Genomic DNA, 15,757 nt, shown 5'->3' with positions numbered 1-15,757 from the left:
AGAGTTTACACAGTTTTATTTACAGTCTCAAAAAACAAACTCGATACCTGCACCATATTTCCACCCTTTTTCGGAATTAGTAGCCTCTTGCATAAAAGTATCTTGCTGTCCTTTTTCATACTGATAAGCAATATCAATAAAAGGTTTAAATCGCTTAGTAATCTCATATCTAGTTTTGATACCAGTTTTTAGTTCTGATAAACCTGATTTTGCAGCATAGTTAGAATCATCGCTAAATATTACATCTGCTTCGATATAAGGTTGAGTAATAAGTTTCTGAGTTAAAAGCAAATCACGTTCTAATTCAAAACTTGCTCCCCAAAAATTATTCTCACCGCCATAAAGATATGCTTGTGTTTCAAAGAAATAAGGAGCTAGACCTAATATACCAATAACCCCATCCACTCGATCGCTGCTGCTGTTATTTTTATCTTCACTATATCTTACCCCAGCTTGTACATCCCAAAATGGGGCTACGTTACGGCTATAAAGTGCTGATACAGCATATTTTGGATCATTACTTTCTGACTTTTCCGAATTGGCTTCAATAAATAGACGATTTTCATCTGTCCCAATCAAAGTTTCAAACTTCGTTCCTAGTGTACCCTTACCATCTTCATCAACTATCCATGCATTTTCAAGTTTTGTTACTTGATAAATTTGTCCGCCATGTTCTTTAAGATGATCATCGTGAGATCCGTCTGATCTCTTTCTTGCAGTCAAAATAATATTATCTCCCCCATTTGCATTTTCCATTGAATAATATTCTGGATACAATTCTTGGGGGCTATATCTTAAGCCACCAGACTCCTGTAATAAGACTCTCATACCATTTGTAATATTACTTTCTTGTTCCGAAGTGCTGCTATTAGCAAAAGTTAAGTTTGATATACTTATTAATGCAATTGATAAGACTGTTTTTGAGAAGAAATTCTTAGTGATTTGCATGTGGATTTACTCCCTTCTCACTTATTGGGGGCTGAGCAACAATATTTTTTGAAACACTATCTTTGTCTACTTGGGCCACAATTAGTTTATTCATCATTCCTGCGCTCATATGGTAAAGCAAGTGGCAATGAATAGCCCACTCACCTAATTCATCGGCTGTAAGCAGAGTAGTTATAGTTTTCCCAGGTGGAACAATTACCGTATGTTTGTTTGGCATATTGCTTGGATCCTGACCATTCTCAAGCTGCATAAACATGCCATGTAAGTGCATTGGGTGAGCCATCATACTGTCATTGACAAATTTTAAGCGAATACGTTCACCATACTTCACCACTAGTGGGTCGGCTTCATTAAATTTTTTACCATTTATTGTCCAAATATAACGCTCCATGTTTCCACCAAGACGTATCTCTATTTCACGTTCAGCTGCACGAGTGTCTTTTTGAGGATCTAACGATTGCAAATCACTATATTGCAATGCTTTATTACCTTCAGGTGTTGAAGCATTTGCCCATCCAAATACGGTATTATCATTCTTGTCTGAAGCCGCCTTAACAGTAGCGCTATTCATCGGCATATCATGATTCATACCTTTCATAGAAGACATATTGTGATTCATGCCTTTCATAGAAGACATATCATGATTCATATCTTTCATTGAAGACATATCATGATCCATACCTTTCATAGAAGACATGTCATGATTCATATCTTTCATAGAAGACATGTCATGATTCATCTCTTTCATAGATGACATGTCATGGCTCATCCCCATATCTTCCATAGTTAATAAAGCACGAGGGCGAGATTTAGGCATCTCAATTTGTTTGACTACTGGGCTGCTTTCTTCATGTAATGTTCCCACTGAAAAACCGGTACGATCAATAGATTCAGCTTCAATTTGGTAATGTGCTTGTTTTGGTTCCACAATGACGTCATAAGTTTCAGCAGTACCAATACGGAACTCATCTACAGGAACGGGCTTTACAGGTTGACCATCAGCACTGACTACAGTCATTTTTAGGTTTGGAATGCGTACATCAAAGAATGACATAGCGGAAGCATTAATAAAACGAAGGCGAACTTTTTCACCAGCTTTGAAGTTACCCGTCCAATTTTGCTGAGGTGTCTTGCCATTCATTAAAAATGTATAACCAGTCACATCGGACATATCTGTTTTCAGCATTCGCATCTGATTCCACATAGAACGGTCTTGCCAAGTCGCTTTTAGCCCATCACGTTTAACTTGTTTTAATACATCGAATACTGTTTCGCGGCGGTTCTGATAGTAGTCTGCTTCTTTTTTAATATTTTTCATAATTTGATCACTTGTCGAATTATGAAAATCAGAAAGCAAAACAACGTAATCTTTATCGGTTTTTTCAGCAGCTGTTAGTGGAGTTTTATCTTTAGGATAAATAACAAAAGCACCATATAAACCGTCTTGTTCTTGTCCTTTACTATGTGAATGATACCAATAAGTACCATTTTGGCGGACTTTAAACTTATATTCATAAGTTTTATTAGGGGCAATGCCATTAAATTTGTTAAATCCAGGTACACCATCCATAATTCCAGGTAATAATAAGCCATGCCAATGGATTGAAGAGTCCTGATTTTTTAACTTATTGTGAACACGGATAACGGCCTCATCACCTTCTTCAAATTCAAGAAGTGGTGCAACGAATTTACCATTAACGGTAATTCTCTTTAGCGGTTTTCCTGTAATATTTACAGTCTGTTCCGCGATCGTTAAATCATATTCTTTAACTGCCGCCATTACCCAAGTTGATGAAAATAAACCAACTCCAATTAAGAGTACATGACTTAACTTATTTGACATTCTATCTCACCGTTAAAAAGACCAGATTAGAGTATTAAGGCAATCCTTATCGTTAGCTCCAATACTCCTTTCCTGCTTTTATAAAATTATTTATTTGATGTATTGGACATATTCATTTTTGAATGATCCATTTTCGAATGGTCCATATTCATCATGGAATGATCCATTTTCGACATATCAGAGGAATTTGCCGCTTGCTGTTGGCTAGGTTCTTGCTGAACCTTATTATCCTTGTTCATCTTACAAGGTTTAGAACACGGCTCTTGTGCTTTTTTTGCAGTTGTCACAGCATTAGATTTCGAATTTGATAGATCTTTTGCATCTTTTGCCCAAGATTGAGTACCAGCAATTAAAGTTCCAGCACACATTAAAATTGTTAGACTACGACGCACTACAGTTTTCATAAGTTTCTCTAAAAGTTAATTTCTTGCTACTACAATAAAGTGAAGCATTGAACATCTAAGTGACTTGAAAATGACATTTTTGTAATCTATCTCGATCAGATGTTTTATAACGTTATTATAGTTTTAATGAATGACTTAGGATTCGGAAATGAGAATACTATTAGTTGAAGATGAACAAAAAACTGGTGATTATCTCAAGCAAGGTTTATCCGAAGCTGGCTATATTACGGACTGGGTTACAGATGGGTTAACGGGTAAACATCAAGCTCTTTCTGAAGAATACGACTTAATTATCTTAGACGTCATGTTACCCGGACTGGATGGTTGGAATATTATTAATGATATTCGTAAAAGTGGCAAAACAATGCCCATTCTTTTTCTTACCGCCCGAGATCAAATCGAAGATCGAGTAAAAGGATTAGAGCTAGGCGCTGATGATTATTTAGTTAAGCCTTTTGCTTTTGCAGAGCTTCTAGCTCGAATAAAAACGCTCCTTAGACGAGGGCAACAAAGAGAAGATAATAATATTATTAAGATTGCTGATTTAGAACTCGATTTGAGAAAACGTCGGGTAACACGAGCAGGTCAACGCATTGATCTGACGGCAAAAGAATTCGCGCTTATGGAGCTTTTTATGCGTAGAAGAGGTGAAATTCTACCAAGAGCACTTATTGCATCTCAAATTTGGGATATGAACTTTGATAGTGATACAAATGTAGTTGAAGTCGCTATTAAACGATTAAGAAATAAAGTAGATAGTAATTTTACCCCTAAGTTAATTCAGAATATTCGAGGAATGGGGTATGTATTAGAGGTAGAAGATGAATAATAAATTATTCAAATCTATCAGTTTTCGTATTGGTATTATTTTCTCATTATCGACTATATGCATTCTCATTATGATGGGGTTTTTCATCCATAAATTAGTGATGCATCATTTTGAAACGCAAGATCGTACCCAATTAGAAGGTAAAATCCAGCTGATTCAGAATCTTCTCCAACAGCATCCTAAAAATTCTCCAGAACTTGATCTATATTTGAAAGATGCTTTAGTTGGACACCATGATCTTATGGTCCAAATAGAACGACCGGCAGGTCAGATTTTATTTAGTTCAACACCTTCAATCATTAATACTCAACAGTTAATCAAGTCAGCAAATAACCCTTGGATTAAATGGAAAATTAAGAATAAGACCTATCGTGGCATGATCTACAACACGGATATAAACAAAAATACTGAAATACAATCTGTACGCATTATTGTGGGGATCGATACATCTGAACATCTACATTTTTTAAATGATTTTAAGCGTCAACTTTTTTACATTGGTTTAGCCGGTACGATTTGTTTAATGTTTTTAGGCTGGTTTGCAACCTGGAGAGGTTTAAGACCCGTGCAAAAAATGGCTAAGGTCGCAGAAGGCATTTCTGCCCAACATCTTTCAGAACGTTTAGAAGTTGAGCACACACCAACAGAACTAAAATCATTAGCAATTGCCTTCAATGATATGCTCGACAGACTAGAATCAGCTTTAGAAAGGCTTTCCGATTTTTCATCTGATTTAGCGCATGAAATTAGAACACCGATTAATAACTTAATGACTCAAACTCAAGTATGTCTTGCCCGTAAACGAGATACCAGTACCTATCAAGAAGTACTATTTTCTAATTTAGAAGAATTAGAACGTTTGGCTCGAATGGTATCCGATATGCTTTTCTTGGCAAAAGCAGAACATGGCCTAAAATTACAGAACTTACAGAATATTGACCTGGTTAAAGAAGTTACAGCCTTATTTGATTTCTATGATGCGCTAGCTGCCGAAAAAAATATGACGCTTCAACAAACAGGATCTGGAAATGTCAAAGGTGATCCTGCTATGTTACGTCGAGCACTCAGCAATCTATTATCTAATGCAGTTAAATATGGAAATAAGAATTCTACAATACGCATAAAACTTCAACAGAATTTAGATAACACAATATTTTCAATTGAAAATGAAGGCCCTGAAATCTCTCCTGAACAACTATCCAGGTTATTTGATCGATTTTATCGAACAGATGCATCTAGACAAAGAACAGAAGAAGGAACCGGCTTAGGGCTCGCGATAACAAAATCTATTCTTGATATGCTTGGGGCGACCATCCAGGCTGAATCCCTCAATGGTCGAATCATTTTTACCATTGTTTTTCAAAGTGAATCCATGCAAGGGGAATCATTTTAACTCATTTTTTTGAACATCTTCCATTTACCCGAGTTGACCTTACATAAAGCTCAAACTGAGAGCCAGAGCTACGCCAGCACCTATCATGGCAATTGTGTAGCCAAATATGATAGCTCGGCCAAACTGTGCCCCCCCTGTCATCCATGCAATTGTCGCTTTGCTTAACATGTTGCTCAGTGTGGCCAGCCCTAGCGCGACAACAGCCACATTTGTTGTTAAGCCTTCAGTACTATGCAGGCGGGCAAGTGAGACTAAAATAGCATCTACGTCTGCTAGCCCAGAAATAGTCGATAATACGAAGATGCCGCTGGTGCCCAACCATTGTTTTGCTGCCGGGACCAAGACTGCCATGACAGCCAGGAAAGCAGCGAAGCTGAATGCTGTCCCAAGATCAAAAGGAGCCATTGCTTCTATTGTTCGATCGTTGTTTTCAGCGCTGGTAATTTGGCGTTGTCTCCACAATGCCATACCCAGCAGAAGGATTCCCGCAATCATCATTGCACCACCAAAAGTGCTTAGCAATGCTGGCTCAATGACGCCTATCAGCACAACCATACGAAAAAACATGATGCCACAGGCAGCCAATGTTCCAGAAATAGCAGCACTGACCATGACGGGGTGCTGGCGTGCATAGCGTGCCAGTGCGACAGTTGCAGCTGTAGACGATGCCAAACCACCCAATAGACCTGTCCAGAATATGCCTCTTTCTGAACCGGTAAGCCGCATGGCAAAATGACCTGCCAGAGAGAGTCCGGCAATCAGGATCACTGCCCACCATAACTGGTAAGGATTTAATGCAGCAAAAGGTCCCAGACCCGTATTGGGTAAGTAGGGTAATATAACGACAGAAAGTACCAGCAACTGCAGGGATGCGGTTAATTCACGATGCTCTATCAAGCGTAGCCAACCGTGTAAGGTTGGCTTGAGATCCAAAAATACAGCGACGATTACAGCCGCGGTTAATGCTAAAGTAACATTGCCATGGGATGCATATGCACCTAAAACTAATGTCAACAGCATCGCAATAATTGTGGTAGCACTTAAATTACCGGAAATTTTTGCGGTACGAGCATAGGACACTGTTAGTAATAAGGAAAGCCCTAATACGGCCGCAACTAGCGGCCAAGCTCCGAAGTTTGGTTGTAAATGACCGAGCACTCCTCCGAGCAATCCTGTCAATGTGAAGGTACGTAGACCTGCTACTCGGCTGCCTTCTGGCAGTTCTCGATCCTGCCATCCTCGTTCTAAACCAATGAGCAGGCCGATGGCGAGTGCTGCAACCAGCCCTGATACATCTGGTGGAAGAAAGGAACTCTCTATCATAACTTTTTATTTCGCAGGCGAAGGGCATTGGTGATGACTGAAGCTGAACTCAAACTCATAGCCAAGGCGGCAATCATCGGTGACAACAACCAACCGGTAAATGGATATAGTACGCCAGCCGCGATAGGGATACCCAAAGCATTGTAAAGGAAAGCAAACATGAGGTTCTGTTTCATGTTGCCGACAGTAGCTTCCGAAAGTGAACGGGCAACAGCAATCCCTCGTAAATCTCCCTTGACCAAGGTAACTTGGGCACTATTCATTGCAACATCAGTCCCGGTTCCCATAGCGATACCGACATCAGCTTTAGCCAAGGCTGGTGCATCATTGATGCCATCGCCGGCCATTGCCACGATGCGACCTTGCTTCTGCAATTTGCTGACAAGTTCGAGTTTATCTGCGGGTTTAACTTCACCATGTACCTCATCAATACCCAGACGTGATGCAACTGAACGGGCAGTGGTGAGACCATCTCCTGTTGCCATCACGATACGTAGTCCAGCTTCCTTCAGGGTGGCAAGTGCTTCAGGGGTACTTTTTTTGATGGGATCGGATACTGCAAGCAGGCCGGCCAATTCACCATTGATGGCTAGATGCATCACACTTGCACCTTCCGAACGCAGCTCTTCGGCTTGCGGAATCAGAGATTGTACCGAGATACCCAATTGCTCCATCAGTGCTGTGTTGCCTAAAGCTAACTGACGATCGCCCACTTGACCTCGAACACCAATCCCTGAGCCCGATTCAAAATTATCTGGTGTTTCAAGAGACAGGCCACGTTCGTGTGCTGCGTTTACAATCGCTTCGGCTAGCGGGTGTTCACTGCCTTGATCAAGACTGGCGGCTAAACGTAATACTTCAGATTCGTCAAAACCTGATGCGGCAACCACACGATCGAATACAGGGCGTCCTTCAGTTAACGTACCTGTTTTATCGATGATTAGTGTGTCAATCTTGCGTAGATTCTCAATGGCTGCTGCATCACGGAACAGCACACCATGAGTAGCACCTTGACCCGTCGCAACCATGATAGACATTGGAGTTGCCAAGCCTAGTGCACAAGGACAGGCAATAATGAGTACTGCCACAGCATTGATTAATGCATAAACCCAGCTCGACTCTTCTGGGCCGAATAGTCCCCATCCAAAGAAGGTAAGCAAGGCAATGGTCACTACAGCTATGACGAACCAACCTGCTACCTGATCAGCCATACGTTGCATTGGTGCTCTCGATCGTTGAGCTTGCGCCACCATCTGTACGATCTGGGATAACATGGTACTTGAACCAATTTTCTCTGAACGCATGATCAATGAACCATTGGTATTCAGGGTAGCTCCAATGACTTTATCGCCGATACGTTTAGTGATAGGTAAAGGTTCACCTGTCAGCATCGATTCATCCACTGAACTACTTCCTTCAGTGATTACACCATCCACAGGCACTTTTTCACCTGGGCGAATTCTGAGTAAATCTCCTACATGGACATGCGTTAGAGGAACATCTTCTTCAGTTCCATCAGGCAGGATTCGGCGAGCTGTTTTAGGAGCGAGCCCAAGGAGTGACTTAATTGCAGCAGAAGTTTGCGAACGTGCTTTTAACTCCAATATTTGTCCCAGTAGGGTCAATGAAATGATGACCGCTGAAGCTTCAAAGTAAACAGCGACACGACCCATGGAGATAAATGAGTCTGGAAAGATTTGTGGTGCAATGGTCGCAACCACACTGTAAATAAAAGCAGCCCCTGTACCTAGACCGATCAGGGTCCACATGTTTGGGCTGCGATTCACAACCGATTGCCAACCACGGGAAAAAAATGGCCAACCTGCCCACAGTACAATCGGGAGTGACAACACTAATTCAATCCAGCTCTGAACTGCCATGTCGAATAGGTTCAGTTGATGGCCAAACATTGCCAAAAAAGTCACGATGATGGTCAATGGCAGTGTCCACCAGAAGCGTCGGCGGAAATCACGTAACTCCGGATTCTCATCTTCCTCTAATTCAGGAATGAGTGGCTCCAGTGTCATTCCGCATTTAGGACAGTTTCCAGGATGATCTTGCCTGATTTCTGGATGCATTGGGCATGTATAGATGGTCGTACCTATTGTGCTTGCCGCATTAACGTGTTGAACAGTCTGATGATGCTGTGTATGTGCATCGGCAGTCGTCGTTGCGGGTTTAGCGATATATTGCACCGGGCTGCTATGAAACTTTGATTGACATTTATCACTGCAAAAAAAGTAAGTTTTCCCCTTAAATTCCTCATGGTATTTCGATTCTTCAGTGACGGTCATACCACAGACTGGGTCTTTCAGTACGTCTGTTGTAGCCTGTGCCATATGGTCCTGGTTATGATTTTTTTGATCTGACATAAATAATTCTCTTATGAAAAAGTGGTTTTATGGCCGAATTTTGGAATAAATCTCGGAGTCTGTTGAGCATAGCTGTCATAGACAGCGCCAAACTGTTTACTCATTTCAGCCTCTTCCTTAATTGCCAAGCGGCTGTACATTAAGAGTAGGATTGGAAACATAATCAGTGTCAGTAAAGTTGGCCATTGCAATAAAAAACCCAGCAAGATCATCACAAAAGCCACTTATTGTGGGTGACGTATACGTGCATAAGGGCCTGTGATCGCTAAAGAATGCTGACGTTGCGCGTTGTACAGCACGTGCCATGACGTTGATAACAGGTAAAATCCATAGCCCAAGAAAACGTAACTGGCGATATGCAAAATGTCAAAATGTGGATCACCTTTTTCACCTAATAGCGTTGACCACAAGTGACCTGCATTATGAGAAAGTAAGTCAAGTTGAGGGAAGCGAGTTTGAAGCCAACCAGATAACAGGTAAATGGTTAAAGGAAAACCATACATTTCGACAAATAGAGCAATGATAAAAGCCGAAAAGGCCCCAAATGTACGCCAATCGCGCGCAGTGGAAGGTCTAAAAAAACTGAAAGCGAACATGATAAAAACTGCTGAGTTAATTCTAACCAGCGTCCATAAACCATAAGCCGATTCCGCATGATTCATGAGGGGTCTCCTGGTTCGCGTGATTTTTTATTATCTGATGTGTCTGGATTTTTCTGTTGATGATGGTGATGTCCATGACCACCATGCATAAAAATATGCATGAGTGGGCATGCTAAAAGGAGTAAAAAGGGTAAAACACCAACGACATGGGCCAAATGCTCGGTTAAGAGAAAATAGGCTGCCACACCACCAATCACGAATAGGCCGATGGCATAACGTGTAGACCAAAAGTTAGGTACTGAATTATGTTCTTGAGGTTGATGGTTCATGGTGCTTCCCTCTCTAATTCATGGGTAATTATTTAGTTGTGGAGGGAGGCATACAGTCCATCATCATCTGCATCATGGATTGCATCATGTCCATACGTTTTTCCATCATTTGCTGACGGTCAGCCATATTTGCATTCATGCTTTGGCCGCTCATCTGTTTCATCATGCTCATACCTCCTTGCATGAGTTTCATGTGCTCAGCCATAAGTTTTTGACGTTCTTGAGGGTTTTTTGCAGCCATCATCTTTGCATGCATGGCTTGCATTGCTTTCATGTGCTGGTCCATTGCAGCCATTTTATCTGTAGCAGTGGTGCTGGTAACTGTTTGCTTAATTGTTACTGCAGATGGTGCTGTTTTTTCAGGGTGGTGATCTTTGTGTTCATCGGATTGCTGTGCAAATGTATTCAATGACGCGGCTGCGATACATAAGCCCAAAAAAATGTTTTTGAATTTCATCATAATTTTTTCCTTTAAATAATTTGGAAGTAAAAGCTATGTTTTAGTACTGAACAGAGACTAGGAATTTGACTACTAAACTGATGAAATTTTTGGTTATTCTCTGTCTCTCTTAAAAATTTTAGCACTATTAATTAATTATTTTTAAAAATGACAAAAATGTAATTTTGAAGTCATCACTCTGTTTCTGTCTCTCACTAATAATTGAAATATAAGAGGAGATGATGTGGTCTCATTAAATATAGATTTTATAAAGTCATCTCTAATGAACTAACGAATCAAGAGGAAACGTAAATGAAATTATTTCAAAATAAAATGACTGCTCTACGTAATGTTGTAGTAGCTGCAACGATGATTGTGGCTACTACAACTACGTTCGCTCATGTGAGTTTAGTGAGTGCGATTCCTGCGGAAAATGCATCTATCCTTAGTCAACCAAAGAACTTGACCCTTAACTTTGGTGCAGAGGTTATGTTGATGAATATTAAGTTACTGGATGCTCAGCGAAGAGATGTTCCTTTAAAATATAAAGTTACTCATGACTTAAAGAAATCCTTTGATGTCGCTCTTCCGAAACTGAAAAAAGGTAAATATACCGTTGTCTGGACAACAATGGGGAAAGATGGTCACAACATGAATGGTGAATATAGTTTCACTATCAAATCAACTAAATAAGAATTGATTACCTTTCAACATGTCAGTGAGGTGCTGGCATGTTGTTCTAGAATGGACAAAAATAATGATTTCTGAATATTGGATGTGGGCCACTTGGTTAACTAAGGTTATTTTATATTTAAGTTTAGCTTTTGTCGTTGGTGGAGCCTTTTGCTATTTTTTACTTAGACAATATCTTGAACTAAAAGAATCGATTCTTAAATATATTACAATTGGCGCTGGATTAGGCCTAATTTCCAGTACCTTGGGATTTTTTATTCTGATTGGTAGTTTTGCCAATACTGGTATTACAGGGATGGTGGACCCCACGTATATTAATATATTGGTTAATACTCCGACGGGGTATATATACGTTCTTCGTTCTATTAGTTTTGCTCTTTTACTTCTTCTCATGGTGGTTAAAGTTAACAGGAACAAAGGTCAGTTTTCTATAATTGAAAGTTCAATATTTTGTATTTTACTTATCCCGATTATTTTTAGTTTTTCCCAGCTCGGACATGTCGCTAATTTAACCTTACTTGCTCAAATTTTATTATCAATCCATATTCTAGTTATGTCGTTATGGATGGGGTCTTTATATCCGTTATGGAAAACCAGCCGGGAAATAAGTGGTTTACCTTTAAAAGATCGCATGCATGTATTTGGACGTATTGCTGCTTTCATTGTTGGGATATTAATCGCCTGTGGCGCTAGTGTAGCTCTTCTTTTAATTAAAGATTTTAATACCTTAATCAATACTGCATATGGCTATGGTTTCATGGTTAAAATGTTTTTTGTTATAAGTATTCTACTTTTAGCTGCCTTCAACAAATGGTATTTCACCCCGCGTCTTCAACATCCTAAATTCGCTAAACACCTTAGTCATGCCATTTTATTTGAGATGTTATTAGGTCTATCAATTCTATTAACAACAGGCTATATAACCACTGTCGTGGGTATTGAATAAGAGAATTTCAAAATAAGGGAATTGAGGAAATTTAACATTACTGCATTTATCTTTTGTAGCTGAGCAATAAAGTTTCTACTGGACTGTCAACTTACGACAATCAGAACAGTAAAATCGCATCATGAGGCATTATACATAAAGGTAGTCACCGGTTTTTAGCTTCAATCCATAAGAGTCTCATCTATTCAGTTCACTACTATTGATTGAAATAACTATCTTATAAATTTCAAAGTGATCGTAGATGACAAAAATGTCATTTTTAAGTCACGTTAATGTTGGTTAAGTACTTTTACTGTAGTCATTAGAACGCTATGCTTTAGAATACTCTGATGAAAACTATGGATGTAAACAGACCAAGTTACAGCAAGTAACTGATTCAGAGAAAGGCTGGTTGTATGGTGAAAGTTTAGAGTTACTGTTCTAATGGTTTAAACAAATATTTTGTTAAAAAGGAGCAACATATGAAATTTCACATCGCTAATATGACTTGTGGTGGTTGTGCACGAGGCATTACTACTGCAATTAAAGAGCTCGACTCGAATGCATCACTCGATATTGATTTACAAAACCGTATCGTTGAAATCAACACAACGGTGAGTCAGGATAAAGTCATTGCCACTCTCGGTGATCGTGGATTTACAGCTGAGCCTGCTTAATCTCTGTTAGAGTAAAGTGGTAATCCCTTATCACTTTACTTACTCTTGTTTTTCTCATCGTACAGATAAAACCTGTACTTGCTTGAAATAAAAGTAATCCCTGAATTCACCCTAATCTTGGTTCGAGCTGATCTTCGCATATAGAACTCAGCATATCTAAATGATAGAGATCGTATATGAGTACCGAAATGACTGATACGCCACACTACAGTGAAACATTAGAGATTGAGGGGATGACATGTGCTTCTTGTGTAGGCCGTGTGGAAAAAGCTTTAAAATCTGTTGAGGGGGTTGAATCAGCTCACGTAAACCTGGCAACCGAAAAAGCAGTCATTTATGGACATCAACCACTTGATCGCGCTACTTTAATTAAAGTCGTAGAAAAAGCAGGCTACGAAGTGGAAGTATTGCAACCGATAGAGCTTACGATAGAGGGTATGTCATGTGCTTCTTGTGTAGGTCGAGTAGAAAAGGCTTTAAAATCTGTTGAAGGAGTTGAGTCGGCTCATGTAAATCTAGCTACCGAAAAAGCGACTATTCAGGCAAGCTCATCTGTCACTCGTGACTCGTTAATTCAGGCTGTCACCAAAGCAGGGTTTGAAGCAAAGTCAGTTCATCAAACTACGGAAAGCTTTCAAGATAAAAAGAATATTGAATTAGAAAAACTTAAAAAAGATTTAATTTTGTCAGTCTTATTGACTCTACCCGTTTTTATTTTAGAAATGGGATCACATCTTATTCCCGCTTTTCATACCTTTATGATAAATAACATTGGCCAACAAAATAGCTGGTTAATGCAATTTTTCTTGACCACAGTAGCATTAATTTTTCCAGGCCGACGCTTCTTCAAAAAGGGCATCCCAAGTTTATTCCGCTTAGCACCAGACATGAATTCCTTGGTGGCTGTAGGAACATTGGCTGCTTATCTTTATTCAGTGGTTGCTACTTTCTTTCCAAGTGTCCTGCCACAAGGCACGGTCAATGTTTATTATGAAGCTGCAGCGGTTATTATCACTTTAATTCTATTAGGTAGATTTTTTGAAGCCAAGGCAAAAGGCCGAACGTCTTTAGCAATTCAACATCTAGTTGGAATGCAGCCTAAAGTTGCCAGAATACAGCTCAATAATCAGGTGATAGAAGTTCCGATTGCCGAAGTTCAAACAGGAACGATTGTAGAGATTAGACCAGGCGAGCGTATCCCTGTCGATGGTGAAGTTATTCACGGCCAAAGTTTTATTGATGAATCCATGATTACTGGCGAGCCTATGCCAGTTGAAAAAACGATAGGCTCTGCTGTGGTAGGAGGAACAATTAACCAAAGTGGCAGCTTAAATATTAAAGCTACCTCTGTTGGTAGTTCATCAGTGCTTTCTCAAATCATCCGAATGGTTGAACAGGCACAGGGTTCCAAGCTGCCTATTCAGGCATTGGTTGATAAAATTACCATGTGGTTTGTACCTGTAGTAATGGGTCTCTCTCTTTTAACTTTTCTTACGTGGTTTATCTTCGGCCCTGAACCAGCCCTAACTTTTAGTTTAGTGAACGCGGTTGCTGTACTCATTATTGCATGTCCTTGTGCGATGGGACTTGCAACGCCTACATCAATCATGGTGGGAACTGGGCGTGGTGCTGAAATGGGTGTTTTATTTCGTAAAGGGGAAGCTTTACAGCTGCTCAAAGAAACTAAAGTGGTTGCAGTTGATAAAACCGGGACTCTGACTGAAGGGAAACCAATTTTAACCGATCTGCATGTCTTAGAAGGTTTTGAATATAATGCCGTACTTTCACTTATGGCAGCCGTTGAAGCAAAGTCTGAGCACCCTATTGCTCGAGCAATTGTACAAGCCGCTATAGATAAGGAATTAATCCTGTCTCCTGTTGATGATTTCAAGTCAGTTACCGGCTATGGAATAGAAGCAACGGTGTCTGAACATTTGGTTCATATTGGTGCAGATCGATATATGGAAAAACTAGGTTTGAATCCTAATGTTTTTTCTCAATTTTCGGATCGTTTGGGAGAAGAAGGAAAAACCCCTCTCTATGTTGCGATTGACCAGAAACTTGCTGCCATTATTGCTGTAGCAGATCCAATTAAAGAATCAACATTTGCTGCAATTGAAGCGTTACATCAGTTAGGTCTAAAGGTTGCCATGATTACAGGTGATAACCGTCATACAGCTCAAGCGATTGCAAAAAAACTGGGTATTGATGAGGTTATTGCTGAAGTCTTGCCTGAAGGTAAAATAGAGGCCGTTAAAAAATTAAAAAATCAATATGGTAAACTCGCATATGTGGGAGATGGCATTAATGATGCTCCTGCACTTGCAGAAGCAGATATTGGCTTAGCGATAGGTACAGGTACAGATGTAGCGATTGAAGCTGCTGATGTGGTTTTGATGTCTGGCAACCTGAAAGGAGTGCCAAATGCTATCGCTTTAAGCAAAGCGACTATAACCAATATTCGTGAAAATTTATTTTGGGCATTTGTTTACAATGCAGCTCTGATTCCTATTGCAGCAGGTGCCCTTTACCCACAATTTGGACTGCTACTTTCTCCTGTATTTGCTGCTGGTGCTATGGCTCTCTCGTCAATATTTGTACTAGGAAATGCTTTACGATTAAAACGTTTTAAAGCCCCCCTTACAGTTGGTTAACCATTTTTTATATATATTTAAAGTTGGTTATTTACTTTATCGATTTGGAAATGAGATCCTTATTTTCAGTGACATATAAATCCAAAAATTGCAGTCGTGAAATATATTGAAGGCTTATACTAACAAAATTAGATTTTCATCACATGGAGTTACACAAGAAATCTTAACTAATACAGTTAAGCATTATTTAGTCTGATTAGGATAAGTATCTTAGATCATTAAATTTTATTTCTGGTTGGCAGGATTCATAATAGTTTCCTTTTTAATATATAAAAGAAGCATTGTAGTCATTACAGTATCAAGAATTTAGAATTGAAAGATATCCA

At 39.6% G+C, this 15,757-nt stretch carries 13 protein-coding genes and 1 pseudogene; 6 read left to right on the top strand and 8 right to left on the bottom strand.

Annotation, left to right across the window (positions count from 1 at the left end):
• Nucleotides 1–27: 27 nt before the first annotated feature.
• The 3 genes from F972_RS03440 to F972_RS03430 form a co-directional block, all read right to left on the bottom strand.
• Nucleotides 28–948, bottom strand: coding sequence for a copper resistance protein B (locus F972_RS03440; RefSeq protein ID WP_004763982.1), 921 nt, complete (start codon nucleotides 946–948; stop codon nucleotides 28–30).
• On the bottom strand, nucleotides 935–2,791 hold the full coding sequence (locus F972_RS03435; RefSeq protein ID WP_004763980.1) for a copper resistance system multicopper oxidase: 1,857 nt from the start codon (nucleotides 2,789–2,791) through the stop codon (nucleotides 935–937). Before F972_RS03435 ends, F972_RS03440 begins: the two co-directional genes overlap by 14 nt.
• A gap of 86 nt (nucleotides 2,792–2,877) precedes the next feature.
• A complete protein-coding gene (locus F972_RS03430) occupies nucleotides 2,878–3,195 on the bottom strand; it encodes a hypothetical protein (protein ID WP_004763979.1) in 318 nt (105 codons plus the stop codon).
• Between the two features lie 148 nt (nucleotides 3,196–3,343).
• Between F972_RS03430 and F972_RS03425 the strand changes: the two genes are divergently transcribed.
• Nucleotides 3,344–4,024, top strand: coding sequence for a heavy metal response regulator transcription factor (locus tag F972_RS03425; RefSeq protein WP_004763976.1), 681 nt, complete (start codon nucleotides 3,344–3,346; stop codon nucleotides 4,022–4,024).
• Nucleotides 4,017–5,417: a heavy metal sensor histidine kinase gene (locus tag F972_RS03420; RefSeq protein WP_004763973.1), complete on the top strand. Its 1,401-nt coding sequence runs from the start codon at nucleotides 4,017–4,019 to the stop codon at nucleotides 5,415–5,417. The genes F972_RS03425 and F972_RS03420 overlap by 8 nt, the downstream gene beginning before the upstream one ends.
• A gap of 39 nt (nucleotides 5,418–5,456) precedes the next feature.
• Here F972_RS03420 and F972_RS03415 read toward each other — a convergent pair whose 3' ends face one another.
• The 5 genes and pseudogenes from F972_RS03415 to F972_RS03395 all read right to left on the bottom strand — a co-directional run bounded on the left by F972_RS03415 (nucleotide 5,457) and on the right by F972_RS03395 (nucleotide 10,503).
• Nucleotides 5,457–6,740, bottom strand: a complete 1,284-nt coding sequence (locus F972_RS03415; RefSeq protein ID WP_004763970.1) for an MgtC/SapB family protein — start codon at nucleotides 6,738–6,740, stop codon at nucleotides 5,457–5,459.
• On the bottom strand, nucleotides 6,737–9,112 hold the full coding sequence (locus F972_RS03410; RefSeq protein WP_004763967.1) for a heavy metal translocating P-type ATPase: 2,376 nt from the start codon (nucleotides 9,110–9,112) through the stop codon (nucleotides 6,737–6,739). The genes F972_RS03415 and F972_RS03410 overlap by 4 nt, the downstream gene beginning before the upstream one ends.
• An 11-nt stretch (nucleotides 9,113–9,123) precedes the next feature.
• Nucleotides 9,124–9,774: pseudogene (locus tag F972_RS03405) on the bottom strand (methyltransferase family protein).
• The gene (locus F972_RS03400) at nucleotides 9,771–10,043 is read right to left on the bottom strand and encodes a DUF2933 domain-containing protein (protein ID WP_004755892.1); all 273 of its coding nucleotides are present in this window, start codon (nucleotides 10,041–10,043) and stop codon (nucleotides 9,771–9,773) included. Before F972_RS03400 ends, F972_RS03405 begins: the two are co-directional and overlap by 4 nt.
• 28 nt (nucleotides 10,044–10,071) lie before the next feature.
• Complete coding sequence (locus F972_RS03395; protein ID WP_004681444.1) at nucleotides 10,072–10,503, bottom strand: hypothetical protein; 432 nt, start codon at nucleotides 10,501–10,503, stop codon at nucleotides 10,072–10,074.
• A gap of 291 nt (nucleotides 10,504–10,794) precedes the next feature.
• On the opposite strand from F972_RS03395, the gene F972_RS03390 reads away from it, so the two are divergent.
• The 4 genes from F972_RS03390 (at nucleotide 10,795) to F972_RS03375 (ending at nucleotide 15,431) form a co-directional block, all read left to right on the top strand.
• Nucleotides 10,795–11,175 (top strand): copper resistance CopC family protein, encoded by a 381-nt coding sequence (locus F972_RS03390; RefSeq protein WP_004681441.1) that lies wholly within the window; start codon nucleotides 10,795–10,797, stop codon nucleotides 11,173–11,175.
• Nucleotides 11,176–11,239: 64 nt separating this feature from the next.
• Nucleotides 11,240–12,121: a copper resistance D family protein gene (locus tag F972_RS03385; protein ID WP_004755889.1), complete on the top strand. Its 882-nt coding sequence runs from the start codon at nucleotides 11,240–11,242 to the stop codon at nucleotides 12,119–12,121.
• A gap of 461 nt (nucleotides 12,122–12,582) precedes the next feature.
• The gene (locus F972_RS03380; RefSeq protein ID WP_004679365.1) at nucleotides 12,583–12,777 is read left to right on the top strand and encodes a heavy-metal-associated domain-containing protein; all 195 of its coding nucleotides are present in this window, start codon (nucleotides 12,583–12,585) and stop codon (nucleotides 12,775–12,777) included.
• A gap of 176 nt (nucleotides 12,778–12,953) precedes the next feature.
• Nucleotides 12,954–15,431 (top strand): heavy metal translocating P-type ATPase, encoded by a 2,478-nt coding sequence (locus tag F972_RS03375; protein ID WP_004755888.1) that lies wholly within the window; start codon nucleotides 12,954–12,956, stop codon nucleotides 15,429–15,431.
• Nucleotides 15,432–15,757: the final 326 nt, after the last annotated feature.

Source organism: Acinetobacter sp. CIP 102529, assembly GCF_000368325.1.
Taxonomy (GTDB): Bacteria; Pseudomonadota; Gammaproteobacteria; order Pseudomonadales; family Moraxellaceae; genus Acinetobacter; species Acinetobacter parvus.
This window is presented reverse-complemented; position numbering and strand designations above follow the sequence as displayed.

Excerpts from the sequence above, each read along its gene's own strand:
- F972_RS03385 (WP_004755889.1), top strand. The coding sequence starts at position 11,240 with ATGATTTCTGAATATTGGATGTGGGCCACTTGGTTAACTAAGGTTATT.
- F972_RS03415 (WP_004763970.1), bottom strand. The coding sequence starts at position 6,740 with ATGATAGAGAGTTCCTTTCTTCCACCAGATGTATCAGGGCTGGTTGCA.
- F972_RS03410 (WP_004763967.1), bottom strand. The coding sequence starts at position 9,112 with ATGTCAGATCAAAAAAATCATAACCAGGACCATATGGCACAGGCTACA.
- F972_RS03375 (WP_004755888.1), top strand. The coding sequence starts at position 12,954 with ATGAGTACCGAAATGACTGATACGCCACACTACAGTGAAACATTAGAG.
- F972_RS03380 (WP_004679365.1), top strand. The coding sequence starts at position 12,583 with ATGAAATTTCACATCGCTAATATGACTTGTGGTGGTTGTGCACGAGGC.
- F972_RS03400 (WP_004755892.1), bottom strand. The coding sequence starts at position 10,043 with ATGAACCATCAACCTCAAGAACATAATTCAGTACCTAACTTTTGGTCT.
- F972_RS03395 (WP_004681444.1), bottom strand. The coding sequence starts at position 10,503 with ATGATGAAATTCAAAAACATTTTTTTGGGCTTATGTATCGCAGCCGCG.
- F972_RS03440 (WP_004763982.1), bottom strand. The coding sequence starts at position 948 with ATGCAAATCACTAAGAATTTCTTCTCAAAAACAGTCTTATCAATTGCA.
- F972_RS03425 (WP_004763976.1), top strand. The coding sequence starts at position 3,344 with ATGAGAATACTATTAGTTGAAGATGAACAAAAAACTGGTGATTATCTC.
- F972_RS03420 (WP_004763973.1), top strand. The coding sequence starts at position 4,017 with ATGAATAATAAATTATTCAAATCTATCAGTTTTCGTATTGGTATTATT.
- F972_RS03430 (WP_004763979.1), bottom strand. The coding sequence starts at position 3,195 with ATGAAAACTGTAGTGCGTCGTAGTCTAACAATTTTAATGTGTGCTGGA.
- F972_RS03390 (WP_004681441.1), top strand. The coding sequence starts at position 10,795 with ATGAAATTATTTCAAAATAAAATGACTGCTCTACGTAATGTTGTAGTA.
- F972_RS03435 (WP_004763980.1), bottom strand. The coding sequence starts at position 2,791 with ATGTCAAATAAGTTAAGTCATGTACTCTTAATTGGAGTTGGTTTATTT.